Below are 22,375 nucleotides of genomic sequence, written 5' to 3' on the forward strand. Positions count from 1 at the left end.
ACGAAGATAAAACTTAATACCAACTCGTCACGGCACCATTGCAGAAACATTTTGTTAGCGGCTGGGCAAATTCACCTAAACTTAATTCCTTGTCCTTCCAATTTGTCCGCTCCAATTAAAACACCAAACGTGTTAATTTTTCTCACTGCCATTTTATTGATTTGGTATTTGAGCTTACGTCCAGTTTGTTCAACTTCTTTCCAGTCCCACTTATTTACTCGTCCCATCTCTTTGTTATTGGTCTCCCAAGTCAATGCTCTTTTTTCACTTTGATGTCCAATGTGTGACCGATTTAACTCATTATTCTTTAGTCCGCCAAAGTATAACTGAATTAGTCCCCAGCCGTCAGTCGAGTAACGAAACGTGTGCCCATTACAGTGTTTAGGGTCTAAGTCTACTTTTCTAAAATTCAAGTCCCCCTTAAATCTCGGTGTCCATAGTTGAAATGTAGTGGCGAATTGTCCACCGCTTTCTAAATCGAATTTTAAATTTATGTCGTCAGTCGTTTTGTATTCATTTATCTCTTGTCCAAATGCGGAGTCACAGTCAAATATTTGTAAATCTGTCTCGCGAAAAATGAAATTAAGTATTTCTATTTTGTCGCTTTTGTCTGCATAAAAGTCGTAAGTCATGTCACTCGATATTTGCCTTGCCGCTAACGTTTTGTGTTTATTTAGTTGCGGGAGTAGGAGGGCTAAAAAATGGAGCGTAGCGGAATGTTAAGCCCGACTTGCTCCGCAACTGTCCGCCTACAGCGGACTAAATTAAGAAACGAATTTGAATTGACATACCGAACCCCGCAATTAAATAAACACGGTGTTGGGCACTGTGCCGTCATCCCAATTATTATTCTTTGTCAATCCATAGCGTAAAGTATTAGCAGAAAGATTGCAAGCAGAATCATTAGTCCAAAAAAGAACATTTTAAAAAGTCCCATTTCTCTCTCGTGCTTTATTCTCCTTTGTTCAATCTCTTTTAATTCTTCTGGAGTGGGTTCTCTCTCCGTTTTCGTAATTTTTATACCAGTCTGATTTTCAATTTGATTTCTACTGTCTTTAAACAAATAATTGTCGGTAAGGAATTCAATTACCTTAATTGATGAGTTCAGGTCTCCATTGTATTTATTCTCATTGACAAATAATGCATATTCATCTTTACTGTCAATTTTTAGTGCTAATAGATTTTCATCAAAGAAGCCATGCTTAAATAAAAATGCTTGGTCGCCCTGGTCAATAAGTAATGATTTATTTCCAAGATACTCCCACTTGCCCTTTTCAACCTTTCCATTTTTTGAAATCAGAAGCTCGTTATTAGGTCTAAAAAGATATACTTGTTTCTCTGTCTCAAGATTGTCTATTAATACCCAATGCTGATTTGTCAATAGAGTCAAATTGTCCAGCTTATCACTGAATCTTTGAATCTTTGGAATAATGTCGGTAATGAATGTCTTCATTTATTAAGTAGTCGTGTCTGTCCAACGGCATTGTGCCCAACGTTTGTGTTTATGCAGTGTGGGGAATAGGAGGGCTTAAAAATGAAGCGCAGCGGAATGTTAAGCCCGACCTGCTCCGAACTGACCCCCGTGACCACATTACATTTTGAAACATAAACTTTAATTTAACACCAAACCCCCACATTGCATAAACATTTTGTTGCCGGCTGTTTATCCATATCAACTCTTATTTCGGTGGTCTTTCAAAGTCGATGTGCGGTAAACTTGGTAGCTGATAGTTCTTGCTTTTAAGTTGTCCCACAACATACTCCCTTGTCAACCCCCAAGAATTTGAAATGTAATGCAAATGCGGTTGTCCGTCTTTGTAATTTTCTTCTCCGCCTAAACTCTTATAAGTTAAGAATAGGCAATGCCATTTTTCATCTTTGTCCAAAAACTTTGAAACGGCTACATGTCTTTTCTCGATGCTATGCTTTACTTGTCCCTTTGTCATGGGTGTTTCTCCAATAATCTTAACGTCTCCATCTTCCGTAACTTCTGCTAAAGTCGGTAGGTCTTTTGTCTCAAATCCTTTTGGAAGATGTTCTCCTCGATATTGACTGTAAACGTAACCGTGTTCCTCTCCGGCTTTAATTAAGAATGCAAGTAGTTGCTCGCTTGTCAGTGATGCACCTTTTAACAATTTGATTTGGTCTTTCTTTGAGTCGGTAGTTAATACCTTTAAAAATGATTCAGGTATTTCAGTCGTCTTTAATTTTTCGTACTTCTTATTCCACTCCTCTTGTGCGCGTTTGAGCAATATATTTTGTCCAATTGGATTGTCGATAGGGAAGCCAGCAAATCTGAGAAAGTCACGCTCAAAAAACATTTGAGACCGTATAAGCATTTCTGAAATTTGTTTTGTCGGACTAACGAATTCAAAGTCATCAATTTCAACCAATGAGTGGTGTCCTGTCCCAGTGGTGTCATTTATTTTTTTGAATTTCATTCGTTAGTCGAATTTGTCCCAGGATAAATTGCCGGCAACGTTTGTGCTTCTGCAGTAGGGCGCTTTGAAACGCTAAACTGTCCCACGACACCAAACGCGGAACGAAGATAGCATTTTGAACGTACACGTCACTGCCCTATTGCAGAAGCATTTTGTTGGGCGCTGGCCGTTCTGTCGACCGTTTTAATTTGGTCAGTCGTTGTCGGTTGTGAAATCTTCTTTGTCAAACGTTACTTTGTCGCAGTTGTGCTTTAAGGTCAGACGGAGCGGTCAGCGCTTAAATGTTGGTCGTCATTACCAAACTGTCGCCCGTTTTATTTTTTAGAGTCAGTTCCTGTCCCTGAATTTGGAATTCAAATTCTCTCCAGTTAAAAACATAACCCAATTGTGTCGGTGTGATTTTGCATTCAGGATTTGTTGTCCAAACGATTTTTTCTCTGAAACCACTGTAAACAAGTTTGAATTTGTCCCCGTTGACCAAGTAAACTCCTTTAAATTTGTACTCCTTGAATGTCATTATTAACTCTCCTCTGTCAGCAAACTGAAAGGTGAATGAGCAATTCTCCGTCCCGTTGGAACCGTTGAACTCAGTCGTGTATGACGAGTCCAGAATTTTCTCACTGTAAATTTTCCTTAGTGTCCATGTTTTATTCTGTAACTCGGTCGGAATAGCCTGAGTCCGCAATTCCTTTTTCGAATAAAGAGTCGGTCCACAACCACTCAATAAGAGCAAAGTCGTTAGAGCCAATATCGATTCCTTAATCTTCATTTTAGTCCCATGTTTATTGGGTGTCCGCGGCTTGCGCCCAACGTTTGGCTATTTGCAGTGGCTGGCTTTTGAAAACGTTATTGTCCACCGTGACCAAACGTAATAGCGAAGATAAAACTTTTTACCAACACGTCACCCAGCCATTGCAAATAGCTGCTGTTAGCGGCTGCTCGCTCAAGTCCACTCGTCAAAGTTACCCTTTCTAAATTTTTCCTTGTCCTCGTCACTGTATGACTTGAGTAAGCCGTCCAATTGGTCTTTTAATTCCTTGTTGTCGTTCCAGAAGTTATTGTCAACCGTGATTACACTTTTTAATAGGTCACCCTCAAACAATTCAGTGTCGACAAATAGGTTGTGCTGCAAAATGTCCAACGCAACGGGTATTAAAAATTTAAGTCCAACGTTTTGACCAATTAATAATCTTATGTCCTTTGGCTCTAGTTTTTCAATTTGAATTGTCCGCAGTCGGTGAACCTTGTCGACCAATGGAGTCGAGTCCTTTGGTGGTTGTCCCCAAAAGTCCTTTTCTAAATTCTCAATTGATTTTTGTCTCCAGTTATTTTCCAAGGTCTTCATTGTCCTGAGCGAGTTGCCGCTAACGTTTTGGGTTTGTTTAGTGGCGGATAAATCCAACGGATTTGTCCGCCTACACGAATATAAATAAACTTGCTGACACTACGGGCGACTGTGTCGCCCGCCATTAAACAAACCTGGTGTTGGCAACTGTGCGCTATTACACTCCAGTCCGTATATTATTTATTTTCCAAAAAATATTCTTTTTATGTCGTTGCAAAGTCATTGTTGTCTGTCCGTGTACTTGCTTTTTATTGTCAGTCAGATAAAAAAGTGTCATTGTAACTTCAACTATTTTTCGATTTAGTTTTTTGATTTTAGTCACATTTGCTCCATCTATTGGTTCCATTCCACCAATAAACTCATAGCGATTACAGAAGTCACACTTGATGTTTTCAAATTGGTCTAAGTCGGTAAAGTCTTTAAATCTCTCGTATGGAATAGTTTTTAAATTACCTTGACAGTCTTTAAAGTTTTTAACTAAGTCGTTTATTAATTCGTCAGTAAAGAAGTTGTCTTTAAGTCCATTACGATAATTTGTAAAATCGAGGTCCGTCATGCCGTCTGCTGTCCTTACAAATTGAGGATTAAAGTCTTTTATTTCATTTTTTTTTATAAGGTCGATATACCAATCAAAAAAGGATTCGCACCGAATTTTAATTCGAAGGGAGTCAGTCGTTGTAACCCTTGTTTGTCCAAGTACAGTGGAGCAGGTCAATAAAGTCAGAAGGATAAATACAGATTGTTTGTTCATCCTATTTTAGGTCGAGAATTTTTTTGCGCATTGTTGCCAACGTTTTGGGTTTGTTTAGTGGCGGATAAATCCAACGGATTTGTCCGCCTACACGAATATAAATAAACTTGTTGACACTACGGGCGACTGTGTCGCCCGCCATTAAACAAACCTGGTGTTGTGGGCTGACCCGCCTTTACTCAATCTTTTTCTTAACCTCATCTTTAAGTGGTCGTATGTGTCGTGTAACAATTGACCAAATAATTGAGTCGTCAACATTGTCGTAAGAGTGAATTAATCTGTTCCTTAAACTTATTATTTGAGAGGCATTCTTTAAGTCATTGTCTTTTGATTCTTTCGAGAACTTGTTAACAGCTTCTCCAATAATTCCCAAATGTCTTTCTACTGCTCCTTTGGTCTTTAAATCCTTTTCGTATTCAGTAAATGATTTTAAATCTTTGGTAAAGTTCTCAATCAACTCGATTGAGCTAATTATGTCAGACAAAAACTTTTTCTCCTTCTCCGTCATAGATTAACTTTTTTGTCCGATTAATATTAGCTTTTAAATAAGGATTTCTAATGGAGTCCTCCGTTAATAAATCAACCTTTCGTTTAAATAAAGCTTCAAGTTTGTCCCATAGTGAAAGAAGGGCTTCTCCACGGTCAACGGGGTCGTCAATGTCAACTTTAACAACTAAGTCAATGTCACTTTTATTGGGGTCAAAATGGTCAGTAATGGATGACCCAAAAGCATAGATTTTGTCCACCCTATGTGAACGGCAAAGTTCCACAAAGTCACCGTATCTCTCCTTTATTAAAGTCATTAAATCCATGTCCAAATATACTTAATTTTTTGGTCGAAATTTTTTGAGGCGGGTTTGCCCACAACGTTTTGTGTTTATTTAGTTGCGGGAGTAGGAGGGCTAAAAAATGGAGCGTAGCGGAATGTTAAGCCCGACTTGCTCCGCAACTGTCCGCCTACAGCGGACTAAATTAAGAAACGAATTTGAATTGACATACCGAACCCCGCAATTAAATAAACACGGTGTTGGGCACTGTGCCGTCATCCCAATTATTATTCTTTGTCAATCCATAGCGTAAAGTATTAGCAGAAAGATTGCAAGCAGAATCATTAGTCCAAAAAAGAACATTTTAAAAAGTCCCATTTCTCTCTCGTGCTTTATTCTCCTTTGTTCAATCTCTTTTAATTCTTCTGGAGTGGGTTCTCTCTCCGTTTTCGTAATTTTTATACCAGTCTGATTTTCAATTTGATTTCTACTGTCTTTAAACAAATAATTGTCGGTAAGGAATTCAATTACCTTAATTGATGAGTTCAGGTCTCCATTGTATTTATTCTCATTGACAAATAATGCATATTCATCTTTACTGTCAATTTTTAGTGCTAATAGATTTTCATCAAAGAAGCCATGCTTAAATAAAAATGCTTGGTCGCCCTGGTCAATAAGTAATGATTTATTTCCAAGATACTCCCACTTGCCCTTTTCAACCTTTCCATTTTTTGAAATCAGAAGCTCGTTATTAGGTCTAAAAAGATATACTTGTTTCTCTGTCTCAAGATTGTCTATTAATACCCAATGCTGATTTGTCAATAGAGTCAAATTGTCCAGCTTATCACTGAATCTTTGAATCTTTGGAATAATGTCGGTAATGAATGTCTTCATTTATTAAGTAGTCGTGTCTGTCCAACGGCATTGTGCCCAACGTTTGTGCTTCTGCAGTAGGGCGCTTTGAAACGCTAAACTGTCCCACGACACCAAACGCGGAACGAAGATAGCATTTTGAACGTACACGTCACTGCCCTATTGCAGAAGCATTTTGTTGGGCGCTGGCCGTTCTGTCGACCGTTTTAATTTGGTCAGTCGTTGTCGGTTGTGAAATCTTCTTTGTCAAACGTTACTTTGTCGCAGTTGTGCTTTAAGGTCAGACGGAGCGGTCAGCGCTTAAATGTTGGTCGTCATTACCAAACTGTCGCCCGTTTTATTTTTTAGAGTCAGTTCCTGTCCCTGAATTTGGAATTCAAATTCTCTCCAGTTAAAAACATAACCCAATTGTGTCGGTGTGATTTTGCATTCAGGATTTGTTGTCCAAACGATTTTTTCTCTGAAACCACTGTAAACAAGTTTGAATTTGTCCCCGTTGACCAAGTAAACTCCTTTAAATTTGTACTCCTTGAATGTCATTATTAACTCTCCTCTGTCAGCAAACTGAAAGGTGAATGAGCAATTCTCCGTCCCGTTGGAACCGTTGAACTCAGTCGTGTATGACGAGTCCAGAATTTTCTCACTGTAAATTTTCCTTAGTGTCCATGTTTTATTCTGTAACTCGGTCGGAATAGCCTGAGTCCGCAATTCCTTTTTCGAATAAAGAGTCGGTCCACAACCACTCAATAAGAGCAAAGTCGTTAGAGCCAATATCGATTCCTTAATCTTCATTTTAGTCCCATGTTTATTGGGTGTCCGCGGCTTGCGCCCAACGTTTGAGTTTATGACGGCTGCGGCTTGCGAAGCGCGTCTTTGTCCCACGTGTCCGAACGAAATTAAGAAAACTAAACTTTATACCTACACGTCACCCGCAGCTGGCATAAACTTTTTGTTGGCGGTAGTGCCTCGTCTCACTCTTCTATTTTTACAATTTTTCCTGTCTCGTCAATTTTGTATTGACTTACCTTAATTTCAACCTTCTCAGAATTCTTGATTCTTTGTCTGGTTTGGTCTAAAGTCCATGAGAAGATACTGTCAGTTAGAATAATTTTAGACTCACTAAATATTTTAGCTTCTTCAATTGGTTCATAGTCTGCCTTTGATTCTCCCAATTCTCCTACAAGTCTAAGCTTGTCAATTTGGGTTCCGTTTTGGTCAGTTGTTACAAGGTCGGGGTTGAATGTGTCCTCAGAAATTAAATAAGCGTTGTAGTTTTTGTTTTTGAATATCAATGTCATCATGTAGATGTTAACCGTGTCGCCTGTGTTTGCTCCCCTAACAATTAACGGTTTTTCATTGGATACATAAGCCCTCTCTCCTTTGAATAGATTTATAGGAGGTGTCTTAGTTGTCGTTTTTTGATGCTTCATGATGTACTCAGTGTACTTATTGACAGGTTCATTCGTATTCATCTTTTTATCCAAGTCACTGAGGATGTCGAGCACTACGTTTGCTATAATTACAGTCCCATGGGTCTTTGAAGACGACTTTTTTGTCTGTTGGGTCTTGAAATAGTTTTCATCCTCTGCCCCTAAGTAGCCTATGATGACAATCTTATTTTTTATTAGAGAGCGGCTATTTAAAATGTCCTTAGACTGAATTGTCTTAAAGTCTTGGTGTAAGCTCCCCCGAAAATAGGACAGTTTTGAATTAGACAAAAGGTCTAACTTTAAACTGTTAAAAATGAAAAGAACACGATTTACCGAAGCCCAGATTTTCACTATTCTCAAGGAGTTTGATGCTGGCAAAAACATCCAGGACATTGCCCGTTCGCACGGAGTGTCCAAAGCCACTATTTATAATTGGAAGGCTAAGTACGGAGGTATGGAGATGAACGAACTTAAGCGCGTTAAGGAGCTTGAGGAAGAAAATCGGAAGCTCAAGCAGATGTATGGTGACCTGGCGCTGGACAACAAGATGCTCAAAGACGTTTTGGGAAAAAAGTTCTAAGGCCCGCTGAGAAGCGAACCCGTGTAGATTATCTGAGAACGACTTTTCAAGTCAGCCTCGGTCGGGCCTGTGAAGTGATGGATCTCTCACGTTCGGTTTACTACTATCGAAGTAAGACGGACGATCATGCGGTGATTGATAAACTCCAGAACTTAGCTGAGAAACGGCCTACCGAAGGATTTTGGAAAATGTATTTCAGGATAAGGAAAGAAGGATTGTTGTGGAACCACAAACGCATCCATCGGGTGTATAAATTATTGAAGTTGAATATGAAACGAAAAGGAAAAAGGAGATTACCAGCACGCGTTCTTCAGCCCCTGGAGGCTGTTAGCCACATCAATGCAAGCTGGTCGATGGACTTTATGAGTGATTCCCTTCTATCGGGTCGCAAGTTCAGAGTACTCAACTTGCTGGACGACTTTAACCGTGAGGCCCTTGCTATTGAAGTTGATACTTCGCTACGGGCTGAGCGAGTGATACGGGTACTTGAACAAGTCATTCAATGGAGAGGAAAACCACAGCGAATCAGGGTTGATAATGGCCCCGAATTCATCTCAAGCAAACTCGGCCTATGGTGCGAAGAACGCAACATCCAGCTTCAGTTTATTCAACCGGGCAAGCCTTCACAGAATGCATACATCGAGCGTTTCAATGGAAGCTTCCGAAGAGATGTTCTCGATGCGTACTTATTTGAATCCCTTATCCAGGTAAGAATCCTAGCTGATGAGTGGATGAATGATTACAACTATGACCGTCCACATGATGCGCTCGAAGGGCGCAGTCCTGCGGACATGCTGGCCGTGGATTTATGGGAAACTCGAAACGAGTTTCCCACAAACCCACAACCGGTTACAACAATAACAATGAATAAATTTCCTAATTTAGAGTTGTCCTAAAAATGGGGAGCTTACATTGGGTTGAGCTATAAAATTTGATTGGATAGTCTTTTGGAAACGACTTAGCTGCAAGTTCTGAAGCTCGAGTAGTATCATATCGTAATGAAAGATGCATCGGAAAACTGTACTCCCAACGGCCACGATGATCGAATACTCTATAATAAGAGTCTGTCAAGTCGTTTTCTCCCTGAGCTAAACCAGTTGTTCCAGAACGCAATGCATAATCACGAAATAGCTTATGAGATTCAACGTGTTTACCTTCTTCGAAACCTTCTATTAAAACTACTTTTCCAGAATTAATTATGGCTTGCTGGAATTTAGAGTCACATCCAATCTCCTTTTGTCCAGGGAAAATGAAGTTTATGCCAATTACTCTTGGATTGCATTCACTCAGTGACTCGATTAGTTGTCCCATTTCACAGCGGTCTTTTGGGTCTGCGTTTATTAGGACAATTTCATTGGTTCTGCTCTCAGGTGAGATCTTAGTCTGTTGAGACTTTGTCTCGCAGCTGATAATTGTCGTAAGTAGAAGGATTGTTTTAAAAAGTCCCTTATTCATTTGCTGTCACTTTATTGAGGCATTACCGCCAACGTTTTGGGTTTATGACGGCTGCGGTTTGCGAAGCCGTATTTGTCCCACGTGTTGAAAACGAAATTAGTAAAACCAAACTATATTTCAACCTGTCGCCCGCAGCTGGCATAAACCTGGTGTTAGCGCCAGTACGCGTCCACCGTTACTTTATTTTGGACTTCTGATAAGAAGTCCACCGAAAATTATTTTTGGACGCGTCTGGCTCCACTTTTACAAAACGTTGTCTGGTTCACCAGTCTGTGTCGGTTATAATGTCCAAAAAATTTATTTAAGTTCAATTTTTCAAAATTTCCTTCACCAAACCGAAAAAAATTCGCGCTTCGCGCGATTTTCTTGTCTACGGTTGGGGGCGGTTTCGCGCGTGTCGCGCGCGGCACTGAATTTTTGTTAAGAGTCTGTTGTCAATTTTATAAGAGTCCGAAACTCTCCCGCGTGTCCACGTACACCAAACTTTTTAATTGTCATTTGTCAGAAGTCGAGTTATTGTCTGCGTGAACGGGACGGTAAACGTTAGTCAGTTGCTGTCTGCGGACGTGTCATTTATTTTTTGTCCGCGTATTGGCGCTAACGTTTTGGGTTTATGACGGCTGCGGTTATCGAAGCCGAATTTGTCCCCTGTGCTGAAAACGAAGTTAGTAAAACCAAACTACATTTCAACCTGTCGCCCGCAGCTGGCATAAACCTGGTGTTAGCGCCAGTACGCGTCCACCGTTACTTTGTTTTGGACTTCTGATAAGAAGTCCACCGAAAACTAATTTTGGACGCGTCTGGCTCCACTTTTACAAAACGTTGTCGGGTTGGTCAGTTTTGTGTCGGTTAAAATGTCTAAAAATTTTTTTAAGGTCGATTTTTCAAATTTTCCTTCACTAAACCGAAAAAAAATCGCGCTTCGCGCGATTCTCTTGTCTACGGTTGGGGGGGGGCTGGTTTCGCGCGTGTCGCGCGCGGCACTGAATTTTTATTAAGGGTCCGTTTTCAATTGTATAGAAGTCCGAAACTCTCCCGCGTATCCGCGTACACCGAACTACATAATTATCATTTGTCAGAAGTCGAGTTATTGTCTGCGTTAACGGGTCGATAAACGTTAGCCAGTCGTTGTCTGCGGACAAGTCCTTTACTTTTTTGTCCGCGTATTGGCGCTAACGTTGGTGCATATTGTCGTGGCGGGATTAGGAGCGCTTGTTAAGGCCGCGAGGCCGACAAGCGCGACCAGTTGTAAAGTGTCCCCCGTGACAATGGTTATAAAGATAACGGAAGTTATGAGGACACCGAACCCCGCCATGCAATATGCACACTGTTGGCGGTTCGTTGCAGTTTACACTCTCTTTAATCGAAGCACTTTTATGTCCCAAGGATATCGATTTACTCTTTTCTCCTCGTAAGTCAGTATTTTAAATTTCTCAACTTTGTCCAATATTTTTATCTCAATCAATTGGTCGCTTTTCTGTTTAAAAAGTCGAATTGTCTGCTTTCCATTTGTCGTCCGTTCTGTACCAGGTTCACTACACAAATAAGTATTAACAAACTTAAATTCTGATTTTGATACTCTCAGTATGACAATGTCGCATGTCACGATGCCGTAACGCCAATTTGCATCTTGAATAAATTCAACGGTGTCGCTCTTATAATATAGACTGTCCTTGTTGTTTGTCTCCCAGTCCCCATCCAATTGCTCACGCTTCACTTGTCCGCATGATAGTCGAACAATTGTCAAGATTAAAGTTATTGTCAGAAGTCCTTTATTCATAGGTCTCATTTTTCCGACTGCAATGACCGCCAACGTTTTGTGTTTATGACGGCTGCGGTTTTCGAAGCCGTCTTTGTCCCCCGTGGAAAGAACGAAATTAATAAAACCGAACTACATTTCAACCTGTCACCCGCAGCTGGCATAAACACGGTGTTGGGCGCTGTGCGGTTCAGTCGACCGATATTTAGTAACAAGTCAAAGTCACCAGTAAAACTTTTTGTAGTTCAACGAGTCTTTGTCTTATGTACGAGTCCAGGTCAGACAGAACCGTCAGCGTCCACACCAATTTGGTTATTGTCATTTTCAGACTTTGTATTTGAGCAAAGTCTTTCTTGCTTTTTTGTTTGTTGTTGTAATTAAAACTACACCACACCAAGCATTTTGTCCGAAGAGCGATTTTGCTTTTTCACTTTCGACTATCTCTAATTGTTTTATGTTCTTGGTCGTCAATTCAGCAGTCAAATTTCTAATTGTCAAATTTTCAGTTTCATTGTCAATTTTCAAGTAGTGCCCTTCAACAATTAATAAAGGTCGGCAAAGTCCTGTTTCTTTATTTTTATCATTCTTTAGAAATAATCTGTCACCGATGGGCTGAACGTAAACATTTGTGTCTGCCAAAATTCTTGTCCGAAGTATTAATAATTTATTTTCTAATTCATTCTCGTCCCTTAATTCATTTATCCAAACAATATTTTCTTCTTCGGTCAAAATCAATTGTCCGTTTACTTGTCTAGACGTTAATAGTCCAAATATTATTATTATCAATTGAAGTCTCATTCTGTCTGGCCGCATTGCGCCCAACGTTTTGGGTTTGTTTAGTGGCGGATAAATCCAACGGATTTGTCCGCCTACACGAATATAAATAAACTTGCTGACACTACGGGCGACACGGTCGCCCGCCATTAAACAAACCTGGTGTTGGCAGCCGTATTTTCAGTCCTTATATATTTTAAAGCTCTCAACATTAAACTCACGTTCTTGTCCAACGAATAACTTGTCACTACTCCCGTATGCTTCTTTATGTCCGCAGATGTCTGTAACCAATACTTTGAGTAAGAAGTCTTTTTTCTTTCTAATCCGTTTGTCATTTATTATGCCTATTACAAAACAGTTGGTTCATCGTCTAAGTCCGGGTGTTTTTGGATTCTGTAGGCATAAACAGCCCCACTGTTTAGATTAATTTTATAAGCAATTTTAACAGTGTCGCCAATTTTGAAAGTCTCGTACTCTGTCTTAGTCTGTATTTTAATTTCATTGTCAATCTCTTTTTGACTTTTTCTTGCTTCGGCCCAATAGTCTTTGTAATACTTTATTTGATTTTCTAATTCAATGTCTTTGTTATTTAGTTGTCGGTGAAATGAGGTTAGTATTATAGAAGAGATGTCATCTGGATGAAAAATACCTTTTGAATTAAAATATCTTGTCAAAGAGTTACCACCTTTCCATAGTCCCCAACTATTTCTTATTGCTAGTCCGGTGCCGAAATGAAGTTCGGAGACAGCGTCTCTTTCATCTTTTGATTTGAATGTTTCTTTGTCACTGTCTGACCATTTACAGTCCAAAAAATTTAAAGCGTCATCTAGGTCTTTAGGAGTATAATCGTCTTGGTATTTGTCACAGTCAGTTTGTGCGAATGCTGCTACAGCTGTCAGTAGAAATATTTGTAAGTAAAACAATCTCATTAAAAATATGGCTGCCAACGTTTGTGTTTATGCAGTGTGGGGAATAGGAGGCTTTAAAAATGGAGCGCAGCGGAATGTTAAAGCCGACCTGCTCCGAACTGTCCCCCGTGACCGAACTACATTTTGAAACATAAACTTTAATTTAACACGAAACCCCCACATTGCATAAACATTTTGTTACCAACAGTGCGCATGTCCCGCGTTATGTTTTTACACTTTTGAAAACCACTTTGTCCAACTGCACAAAACTAAGCGCACTTATTGGCTGGCTTTGGTTTTGCGTTGGAATGAGCGGCCAGGCAATGTGTGCGCGATTTTGAAAATCATTCCTTTTCGATTATCGCAATGTCACTCTGTTTCAAGTCGTAAAGTTCGTATACTATTTTGTCAATTCTATTATTTAAGTAGTCAATTCTATTTTGAACTTGTTCAATCTTGTCTGCAAGATTAATTGATTTCAAGTCCATGTTTAGCTTCATTATCTCGTCAACAAGCTTAATGATTTCGTCATGTTTTGTTTTTTCGTCCTTATTTTTAAAGTCAATGTCCTTAATTGGTAATTTCTTTATATCACCGACTGAAAGTCTCGGGAAAGAATTAGCCTCAATCTTATTTGAACTGTTTTTGAAAATGAAAGAGAGAAGTTTAGAGTTAAGAAGTCCGCACAGGTACTTCATTGAAAAGTTTGTCTTATCACTTGGATTTACATTAAGAATAGTTTTGTAATTGCAATAAGTATCTTCAGTGTATGTTCCTTGAATTTTATATGGGTCTTTACCTGTTATTTCTCTAATTAATATTCGTGGCCCTGTCAGCCAATCCATTGACCTATAGTCATGAAGCCATGAACCATATTTAATCCACTGTCCTTTTTTTCTTTCAAGAGTATATCGTCCGACATCATTACCTGCTAATTCAGGTAAATATTCCTTAGATAATTTCTTGTCTGAATGAAAGACCCGATTTTCAATTTCAGATTTAGAATGCTTACTACTATTGTAAGCTTGTGCTCCTAATGATGCTCTTGCAATTTGTTCAAGTGCGGGAAAGCTTTTTATAATTTTTGCTACTATTTTACCTTCACGGGTAAGAGAGCGAATATCAATGGCATAACTTTCAATCTTTAAAAAACTCTTTTGTGTTTCTGACATTACATTCGATGCAATCACCTTTCCGCTTGTAACACTTCCTTCCTCTCTAATGAATTTAATTTTGTGGTCTATCGAAGGCTTGGAGTTGTTTAGAATAATAATTTCTGTGAATACATCAGCTTGGTCAAACACTTTATAATCAAAATGCAGAACTTCATCTATTGAGGATTGTTCCAAAACAAATTTTCTTAGTCTGTCCGTAAACTTTTGCGTCATCCATGTACTTGGAACAATGAAACCTAAAGACCCATTTGGTTTTAATAAGCCCAAACCTCTTTCTATAAACAGATGATATAAGTCAATTTTGTATTCAGAGACTTTAAATCTTTTGAAGTACTCTATAACTTCATCTGAAAAAAGCTCAGGGCTTACGAGGACATATGGAGGATTACCAATGATAAGGTCAAAGCCACCATTTTTGAATACTTCAGGAAACCCTTTTTTCCAATTGAATGGCTTTATTTTTCGCTCTCCTCCAAAATCAAGTTGCCCATCGTAAAAATCCAAATCAATTAGTGAGTTTCCGCTTTTAATGTTGTCATCAAGAGTAGGTAAAACTCTTTCATTGAATAACTTCATTTGATTTGCAATGCTCGCGGAAGTTTCGCCCTCCATGCACTTTAATAGCAAACTTAATTTTGTTACTTCAACTGCATTAAAGTCAAGGTCGACACCATATATATTATTGAGCAGAATACGCTTCTTTTCAGAAGTTGTCAAGTTACCTTCAGGTGTAAGTGGGCTATCCTTTTTGCCCTTAGATGGCTTGCCGTTTTCTGAATAGTAATTCTTATGGTAATCAAGTAGATACTGATAAGCGCCAATTAAAAAGCTACCGCTTCCACAAGCAGGGTCAGCTATTTTTATTTTGCTAATTTCTTTTGGCGTCTTTCCGTCTATTAACTTTCCAAGTGTGCTTTCAACAATATATTCAACAATGTACTGAGGTGTATAATAAACCCCACCTGCTTTTCTTACTTCCGGTTTTTCTTCAATTTTTGCATGATGCGCAGGAGTGAGTCTTATTACTTTACCTAGGAATTGTTCGTAGGCGCTTCCTAAAATTTCAACTGATAAAACTGAGAACTCATAGGGACTTTCGGGATAATAAAGGTCATTTATTATGTTTTTAATGACTTTATTATCGACCTTAATATTCTCACTTAATTTATCTTTCTTAAAGTCAAATAGCCCTGAATTATATTTTTGGTCAGCTTCCTTGAATAGTAGAAACAAATTTTGATAACAATCACCTTTTAAAGTAGTCTTTAGATTGCCATAATTCTCAACGGCTCTGTCCTCGGCAATCCGAAGAAAGATTATTCGGTCAATTGTCTGTTGAACGATGAAGTTCAACTCATCTTCATCAATTTCCTTGTTGTTTGAACTAATACTTTGAGCCAAATAAGTTCTCCAATTGTCAAGTGAGCTAAGAAATTCCTTGTCAACCGTTGCTGTTCCTTTCTTGCCTGTATCACTTTGAATAAATTTGTCAAAGCTTCCCTTTAGAACTTTTTCTTTACTAAAAGTGTCCCACAAGAAGTCAAACTCCTTAATATAATCTTTGAAGGTCAGATACTTAATTCTTGCAACTGAAGCCTTGTCACTTGGATTGGGCTTTTTAGTACAATCATAAATAGCAAATTCCTCAAAGTCTGTTATTATGCTTATCGGAAGTTTTGCACTCCATCCGTATCTCCGAATTTGGTAAGCAGGAAGTATGTCATCTTTTACAACTACACTTGGCTTTTTGGCTTCAACAAAGAAAAGCCTTTTTCCACCAACAAGTCTGAATGAATAGTCAGGAGCCTTTGTCGCTGAACCTACTTTCACTCTGTCCTCGTGAATTACTTCTCTGTATGCCTCAGCGTATCCTTGTTCGTTGTCGATGTCCCAACCTAAAGCTTTAAAAAAGGGGTCTATGAAATCTCTCCGAGTCAAGGTCTCGTTATAGTCCGACTTTTTATAGGATTCGATTTGTTCTCCAAATCTTACTACTAAGTCACTTATCTTTTGTTTTGCCTCTTCTTTTGTCATTAGGTCTTACCGTATTATCCAAAAATAAGGATTTCAGTCAGTTAGTCCACACTCGTGCGGTTGGGATTTGGCTCTTTTGCAGGCTTTGGAGTCGGGCGGGTTTGCGCGGCCTGCAAATGTGCCAAATGTGGGCAGGCTTCTTTTGTCACACTTGTCCTCGTGGAGAAATGTCCTCTTTTTTAATCGTTAGCCGAAATTTTGAAAGCGCATTGTTGGTAACGTGTTGGGTTTGTTTAGTGGCGGATAAATCCAACGGATTTGTCCGCCTACACGAATATAAATAAACTTGCTGACACTACGGGCGACACGGTCGCCCGCCATTAAACAAACCTGGTGTTGGCAGCTGGGCATATTAAACCATCCATCCTCCACTGCACCATTTAATTACTTGACCATATTTATCCATTTCAATATGGTATGTTTTACCATGCCATCGATGTACTTCAATGATTGTCACAATAATTTGATTTTCATCGTTGCTGAAAGGAGCTATTAAAAAAACTCTAGGATAACTTCCTTTCCCATTTTTTTTGTGTTTAAATCTCTTGTCACCTGTGGCGTCAATAACTTTTATTTTAGAATTCTTTGAACTCATTGAAATGTATTCACTCCATTTTTCAATATTTATATTCTCTAGACATCTCGGGAAACTGAATAGTTGTTCTACTGTCTCAATTTTTGAATAAAATGTAGCACGTTTTTTTAAGGGGTGTTCTGTCAATATATTATTTCTGTAATAGTCAAATGCTTTTTGCTCATAGGATATAATCTGTTGTCCAAAAGTGTTAATCGAAACTGTAAACAGAAACACTATTGTTAGAAATTTCATATGCCTTGCTGCCAACGTTTTGGGTTTGTTTAGTGGCGGATAAATCCAACGAATTTGTCCGCCTACACGAATATAAATAAACTTGTTGACACTACGGGCGACTGTGTCGCCCGCCATTAAACAAACCCGGTGTTGGCAACAGTATTTACCTACTCAAAACTTTAAAATATCTCATGTTGTGTTTGAAAACTTGTCCTACACTCATGTCCTTATTCTCATAAATTGTCGATTGCAAGTTACATGAATCACAATTTGTTACACGATAAGTGAATTCAAAGTTTCTACTTTTGTCAGTAATTACTCCTTGAATAATACATTTAAAATTTTCACCGTCTACGACATAGGAATAGACATGTAAGGATGTTCTGTCTGTTCCGTCATGACGAAAAGTCGTACTGTAAGGTATCCTAACCGTGTCACCCACTTGAAGCTCTCTAAAGGATTTTTTTATTTGCTTTTGTTTGACTTTAAGTTCTTTACGTATTTCATCTAAGCGTGGTTTAATGTGTTCAAATTCTCTTTCATAGCATGGGGATGGAGTAGTAAAAAGTCCTTTGTCAAAGGCTACTGAATGTAGTCCTGTCACCTTATCAAATAAACTTTTTCTTTGTCGGTCAATTTTCTTGTGAGACTTGTAATGATATGTCCCACTAGGCATCATTATAATCTCTATGCGGTCACACGTTGATGGAATTTTTATTAAAGCTATTTCCATTCCTATCATTCCGATTTCTATTGTATAAATATTTGTCGGAAGTTCAATTATAAAGTCCCCATTTAGTCCTGATGTCCCAAGTTGGAGGGTGTCATTTATCCATATTTTCGCTTCGTAGCCAGGATTCAAGTCATCAAAAAGAACTCTTCCAGTTATTGTCCTTGTCTGTCCGTTAGTTAATAGTGAATTAAGTAGAAGTATTAGAATTAATACTTGTTTCATGTCCGCCTGTTAGTTACTTCTCTTGTCGATGTAAATATTGTTGCCAACGACCCGTGTTTATGACGGCTGCGGCTTTCGTAGCGCGTATTTGTCCCACGTGGCCAGAACGAATTTAAGAAAACTAAACTTCATTTTAACACGTCACCCGCAGCTGGCATAAACACACTGTTGGGCGCTGTGCCATCTAACTCAATCTACTTTTTGGTCGGTTCCTTTTTACTTGTCAGTTTATCAAATTCTAAAGGTCGTCCGTTTTTGTGTCGGTGGTAACAAGTCAAAATTATCCAACTCATTTCTTCTGGGTCTTTTACTCCATTGTCAAAAAAGTACTTTTGAAGTCTTGACCCTCCCCAAAGTCCCCAATTATTTCGCATCCAGAGTCCAGGTCCGAACCTATACGCCATTGCAACTGCCTTACTTTCTTCTTGTCCAACGAAACTGTCCTTTGATTTTTGTTCGTAAACTTTATCTAACTCAGTCACGCACTCATTTATATCTTTAGGAATGTAGAGTCCATTTAGTGAGTCCTTTTGAGTTTTAGCAATATATTCTTCATAGTCCGCTTTTTGAATTGCTTTCCATTTATCAATTTGTTCGGCAAGTCTTACGTCTTGGTTGTTTAGTTGTCTGTGATATGAAATTAAAATTGTCTGGTAGATGGGATGTGTGCCATAAAGCCCCAATTTGTTAAAGTACTTTGTCAACCGTGAACCATCATAGAGTTTCCACGCGTGAAAAAAGTCCGTCCCGTTTTTAAATTCCCAATGGTCGTAGATGCTGTCCTCTGGTAATGTCTTTATTAATTCTATTTCCTTGTCGGGCATCGTTTTGTCCAAGGTCTTAAAACACTGCTCAATATTTTTTGGAATTCGAGTTTCGTGTACGCTCTTCTTCTGTCCGTAAACGTCAACGAGAGTCAAAAATGTCAGCGTGAATATTAGTAGTCTCATTTGTCCGGATGGCATTGCGCCCAACGTTTGGGTTTGGGCAGTGGCGGGCTTAGGAGGCCTTAGCAATGAAGCATCGCGGAATGCTAAGGCCGACAAGGTCGTCACTGTCCGCATTGGGCAAACGTTGTAGCGAAGATAAAACTTTTTACATACTCGTCACCCCGCCATTGACCAAACCTGGTGTTGGCGCCAGTTAGGTTTTTTTCTTAATCTGTCCGTTTGGGTCAATAGTCAGTTGATATTTGACAGAGTCAATCTTTTTATCTTCAATGTCTTCAAAATTGTACCCGTCTATTATAAACCCACTGTCGTCAATAAATTTATTGTCTACGGTTTCTGAATATTCTTTCACCTCAATCGTCCAGTCAGATAAAATTTTATAAGTCTTAGATTCATATTTTGACCAAGCTAAATCTTGGTCGCAACTTTTCCCAATTTCAGTCTCAGTCCCCTTATTTCTATTTATTTGTATCGCTAAGATGTCCGTATTACACACACCATCATTAATTGACAAAATGCAGAATGTCAATGAGTCATTTAGTTGTTTGAAAGTTGTTATTGATTGTGTCTTATAAGGATAGTTTTCATCACTAATGTCTTTTGGATATAACTTTGTCAGCCAGTCTGGAGTAATGTTAGGTGTCTGGCTTTGACTAGTGTCATTCGTTTTACTGTCTATCTTTTTGTCACTACAACTGACTGCGACAATTAGTAAAATCAATGTCAATAATTGTTTGTCTGTCATTTTTACCTAATTGGCGCCAACGTTTTGGGTTTGTTTAGTGGCGGATGAATCCGGAGGATTTGTCCGCCTACACGAATATAAGTAAACTTGTTTACACTTTCGGGCGACTGTGTCGCCCGCCATTAAACAAACCCGGTGTTAGCGGCTGTTGCCATTGGTCAAATTGTTTTTAAAAAACTCTTTAATTTCTTCAGCTTGTTTAAGTTCATCCACATGGTCGTATACTTTGTACCATGAAATCGGTGAGTGGTATGAAAACTTTCTGATTTTGTCTTTAATTTTTATCTCAAATGTATAGTAAACACCGTCCGTTATCATTGACCTTTTTTCAACTACTCTACCGTCTTCAAGAGTCATATATTTTTTCATTTTAGGCCGAATTTCTTCCATAGTTGGGAAATTATAGAAATTCATTGAGTCCAACGTATTAAAGAATGAGTTCCAAGTCTTTGTCGGTTTAAGTTCTTCAACTTTAGTTTTATTGATTCTCCTTTTTTCATAGTCCTGCTTTACTGAAAACCAATAAGTCACCTTTTTAGCCTTTATTGTATTGTCAACACAACTAATAATGATAACATGTCCGCCATTAGCTAAACTCGGAGTATTATAATACCTTAATTCAAAGTCCGCTTTTGATTTACCAATTAGTCCAATGTCTTTGTGTTTGTCGATAAATGAATTTTCATAGATAAGACTGTCGGATTTTATTTTTATCTGGACAGATATCAGGTCACAATTAAATTTGCTCTCTTGTCCGAATAGCGATAATGTCCTTAAAAAAATTAGTGTCGTTAGTATGAGTTTCATTTTTTGTCAGGCAATAGCCGCTAACGTTTGGGTTTGGGCAGTGGCGGGCTTAGGAGGCCTTAGCAATGTAGCATCGCGGAATGCTAAGGCCGACTAGGTCGTCACTGTCCACCGTGGGCAAACGTTGTAGCGAAGATAAATATTTATACGTACACTTCACCCCGCCATTGCCCAAACCTGTTGTTGTGGGCTGCCCGCTTGTTCTTATCTTTTTAATAATCCAATGTCACCGTTCTTAATTTTAACTACGTTATGAATCATTGTCGAATGGTAATTGTCTGGATTGATTAATTTAACAAGTTCTCCAACAAATCCTTCAGGAACGTCTCTGTCCACATGTAGATTAATATTTTCCCTTGGCCTATGCAAACCAGCACCTAAGAATTGTATATATCCAGGAATGTCTTTGAAACCTATCAGGACATCATTTACTTGTATGAATATCGAGTCTGGATATTGCTTTACTAACTGGTCGTTTGAGTTGGAATACCCTTGTTTTAATTTTCCGATATATAAATCTCCTGTGGTATATTTTGTTATAGAGATGTCAAATGATAATGCAGACCTGACTTCTGGTAAGGACAAGTCTATCATACAGTCTTTATACCTGTCAGAAATTAAGCATTTATTTAAGTCTGACCTAAAGTAATAGAATGAAGTATCAATGTAATTGAGGCTTAACCTATCCCTTCTATCAATTTGAGCATTAACATCCTGTCCGATGTGCAGAACTTGACTGTACGATTCAATAATGAATTTGTCTGCAATTATAACAGAGTCTTTAATGTCAATTGTTTCAAACTCACATTCTCCAGACTTCACGCAATGCCAATGTCCCTCTATCTTTTTTTCGTTGTTTACTGTCGAACAACTAATTCCTATTAAGAGTCCAAAGTAGATTAGTTTGTCCTTAGTCATTCGCTAGCTTAAATTTTATTTGCGGGTTGCCCACAACGTTTTGGGTTTGTTTAGTGGCGGATAAATCCGGAGGATTTGTCCGCCTACACGAATATAAATAAACTTGCTGACACTACGGGCGACTGTGTCGCCCGCCATTAAACAAACCCGGTGTTGGCGCCCGTTTGTTTAGTTCAATTGTCCACAGTCTGGACAGGTAAATGAGTCCCGTATAACTTCTTTAGGTGAAAGTTCTAATTCTGTCCCACAGTGTCTACAAACCGCATCTGTCCGTATGACTGTCGTTCCAGCCATCATGTCACCAATTCTTTGATTCTTGTCTGAATAATTTATTATCACAAGTGCCGGTACTCCCAAAAACACAATTTCAAGAGGGTCAAGAAGTCTGCGAATGGTTGTTTGAATAATTGTTGGAGTTTGTCCGTTTATGTCAACAATATGTAAGTGTAATGCCTTCTTTCCAATTGTCTGTCCGAAGATTGCTTCGGAAACCGGAAAGTATATAAACCAAACAAATGGAATTAATAACGCTTTGAAACCAGTCACGCGATATGTACCGAACTCGTCACCATCACCTGTCAGGTAAATATAAATTACTGTGAAAATGAATATTATTAAATAGTCCAAAAGGTTAGCGTAGTATCTTCTATTTAGGTTTTTCTTTTTACCTGGAATTATTATCATGTCCTAAATGAATTCTCTGTTGTCGTGTAATAATAGTACTATGTCAATCGAAGGTTTTGTTGTCCCAACAAATGGGCGCCAACGTTTTGGGTTTGTTTAGTGGCGGATAAATCCGGAGGATTTGTCCGCCTACACGAATATAAATAAACTGCCTGACATTACGGGCGACTGTGTCGCCCGCCATTAAACAAACCTGGTGTTGGCAGCTGGCCA

22 protein-coding genes and 1 pseudogene are annotated in these 22,375 nt (G+C 38.7%); 1 reads left to right on the plus strand and 22 read right to left on the minus strand.

The window, feature by feature from the left end:
* Window positions 1-71: 71 nt before the first annotated feature.
* The 11 genes from KIT51_04725 to KIT51_04775 all read right to left on the minus strand — a co-directional run bounded on the left by KIT51_04725 (window position 72) and on the right by KIT51_04775 (window position 7,895).
* Entirely contained in the window at window positions 72-632 is a 561-nt protein-coding gene (locus KIT51_04725; protein ID UYN87567.1) for a hypothetical protein, read from the minus strand.
* A 224-nt stretch (window positions 633-856) separates the two neighbouring features.
* Window positions 857-1,453, minus strand: coding sequence for a hypothetical protein (locus KIT51_04730; GenBank protein ID UYN87568.1), 597 nt, complete (start codon window positions 1,451-1,453; stop codon window positions 857-859).
* A gap of 226 nt (window positions 1,454-1,679) precedes the next feature.
* Entirely contained in the window at window positions 1,680-2,441 is a 762-nt protein-coding gene (locus KIT51_04735) for a hypothetical protein (GenBank protein ID UYN87569.1), read from the minus strand.
* Between the two features lie 277 nt (window positions 2,442-2,718).
* Window positions 2,719-3,210, minus strand: coding sequence for a hypothetical protein (locus KIT51_04740; protein ID UYN87570.1), 492 nt, complete (start codon window positions 3,208-3,210; stop codon window positions 2,719-2,721).
* Between the two features lie 174 nt (window positions 3,211-3,384).
* On the minus strand, window positions 3,385-3,786 hold the full coding sequence (locus KIT51_04745) for a hypothetical protein (GenBank protein ID UYN87571.1): 402 nt from the start codon (window positions 3,784-3,786) through the stop codon (window positions 3,385-3,387).
* A 157-nt stretch (window positions 3,787-3,943) separates the two neighbouring features.
* On the minus strand, window positions 3,944-4,537 hold the full coding sequence (locus KIT51_04750; GenBank protein UYN87572.1) for a hypothetical protein: 594 nt from the start codon (window positions 4,535-4,537) through the stop codon (window positions 3,944-3,946).
* A gap of 175 nt (window positions 4,538-4,712) precedes the next feature.
* A complete protein-coding gene (locus tag KIT51_04755) occupies window positions 4,713-5,045 on the minus strand; it encodes a DUF86 domain-containing protein (protein ID UYN87573.1) in 333 nt (110 codons plus the stop codon).
* On the minus strand, window positions 5,014-5,349 hold the full coding sequence (locus KIT51_04760) for a nucleotidyltransferase domain-containing protein (GenBank protein ID UYN87574.1): 336 nt from the start codon (window positions 5,347-5,349) through the stop codon (window positions 5,014-5,016). The genes KIT51_04755 and KIT51_04760 overlap by 32 nt, the downstream gene beginning before the upstream one ends.
* 252 nt (window positions 5,350-5,601) lie before the next feature.
* On the minus strand, window positions 5,602-6,198 hold the full coding sequence (locus KIT51_04765) for a hypothetical protein (protein UYN87575.1): 597 nt from the start codon (window positions 6,196-6,198) through the stop codon (window positions 5,602-5,604).
* Window positions 6,199-6,477: 279 nt separating this feature from the next.
* A complete protein-coding gene (locus KIT51_04770) occupies window positions 6,478-6,969 on the minus strand; it encodes a hypothetical protein (protein UYN87576.1) in 492 nt (163 codons plus the stop codon).
* A 179-nt stretch (window positions 6,970-7,148) separates the two neighbouring features.
* Window positions 7,149-7,895, minus strand: a complete 747-nt coding sequence (locus KIT51_04775; protein UYN87577.1) for a hypothetical protein — start codon at window positions 7,893-7,895, stop codon at window positions 7,149-7,151.
* 25 nt (window positions 7,896-7,920) lie between these two features.
* Between KIT51_04775 and KIT51_04780 the strand changes: the two are divergent.
* Window positions 7,921-8,984: pseudogene (locus tag KIT51_04780) on the plus strand (IS3 family transposase).
* 79 nt (window positions 8,985-9,063) lie between these two features.
* On the opposite strand, the gene KIT51_04785 reads toward KIT51_04780, so the two are convergent.
* The 11 genes from KIT51_04785 to KIT51_04835 all read right to left on the minus strand — a co-directional run bounded on the left by KIT51_04785 (window position 9,064) and on the right by KIT51_04835 (window position 22,162).
* Complete coding sequence (locus KIT51_04785) at window positions 9,064-9,642, minus strand: CHASE2 domain-containing protein (GenBank protein ID UYN87578.1); 579 nt, start codon at window positions 9,640-9,642, stop codon at window positions 9,064-9,066.
* A gap of 2,083 nt (window positions 9,643-11,725) precedes the next feature.
* Window positions 11,726-12,325, minus strand: a complete 600-nt coding sequence (locus KIT51_04790; GenBank protein UYN87579.1) for a hypothetical protein — start codon at window positions 12,323-12,325, stop codon at window positions 11,726-11,728.
* 197 nt (window positions 12,326-12,522) lie between these two features.
* On the minus strand, window positions 12,523-13,122 hold the full coding sequence (locus KIT51_04795) for a hypothetical protein (GenBank protein UYN87580.1): 600 nt from the start codon (window positions 13,120-13,122) through the stop codon (window positions 12,523-12,525).
* 305 nt (window positions 13,123-13,427) lie between these two features.
* Window positions 13,428-16,292, minus strand: a complete 2,865-nt coding sequence (locus KIT51_04800; GenBank protein ID UYN87581.1) for an N-6 DNA methylase — start codon at window positions 16,290-16,292, stop codon at window positions 13,428-13,430.
* Between the two features lie 352 nt (window positions 16,293-16,644).
* Window positions 16,645-17,238 (minus strand): hypothetical protein, encoded by a 594-nt coding sequence (locus KIT51_04805; GenBank protein ID UYN87582.1) that lies wholly within the window; start codon window positions 17,236-17,238, stop codon window positions 16,645-16,647.
* Between the two features lie 28 nt (window positions 17,239-17,266).
* Window positions 17,267-18,058: a hypothetical protein gene (locus KIT51_04810; GenBank protein UYN87583.1), complete on the minus strand. Its 792-nt coding sequence runs from the start codon at window positions 18,056-18,058 to the stop codon at window positions 17,267-17,269.
* A gap of 194 nt (window positions 18,059-18,252) precedes the next feature.
* Complete coding sequence (locus KIT51_04815; protein UYN87584.1) at window positions 18,253-18,882, minus strand: hypothetical protein; 630 nt, start codon at window positions 18,880-18,882, stop codon at window positions 18,253-18,255.
* 319 nt (window positions 18,883-19,201) lie between these two features.
* Window positions 19,202-19,753: a hypothetical protein gene (locus KIT51_04820; GenBank protein ID UYN87585.1), complete on the minus strand. Its 552-nt coding sequence runs from the start codon at window positions 19,751-19,753 to the stop codon at window positions 19,202-19,204.
* A gap of 138 nt (window positions 19,754-19,891) precedes the next feature.
* Complete coding sequence (locus tag KIT51_04825; GenBank protein UYN87586.1) at window positions 19,892-20,560, minus strand: hypothetical protein; 669 nt, start codon at window positions 20,558-20,560, stop codon at window positions 19,892-19,894.
* A 204-nt stretch (window positions 20,561-20,764) separates the two neighbouring features.
* Window positions 20,765-21,478: a hypothetical protein gene (locus KIT51_04830; GenBank protein ID UYN87587.1), complete on the minus strand. Its 714-nt coding sequence runs from the start codon at window positions 21,476-21,478 to the stop codon at window positions 20,765-20,767.
* A gap of 168 nt (window positions 21,479-21,646) precedes the next feature.
* Complete coding sequence (locus tag KIT51_04835; protein UYN87588.1) at window positions 21,647-22,162, minus strand: RDD family protein; 516 nt, start codon at window positions 22,160-22,162, stop codon at window positions 21,647-21,649.
* Window positions 22,163-22,375 lie beyond the last annotated feature (213 nt).

The organism is Cyclobacteriaceae bacterium, from assembly GCA_025808415.1.
Lineage (GTDB): Bacteria > Bacteroidota > Bacteroidia > Cytophagales > Cyclobacteriaceae > UBA2336.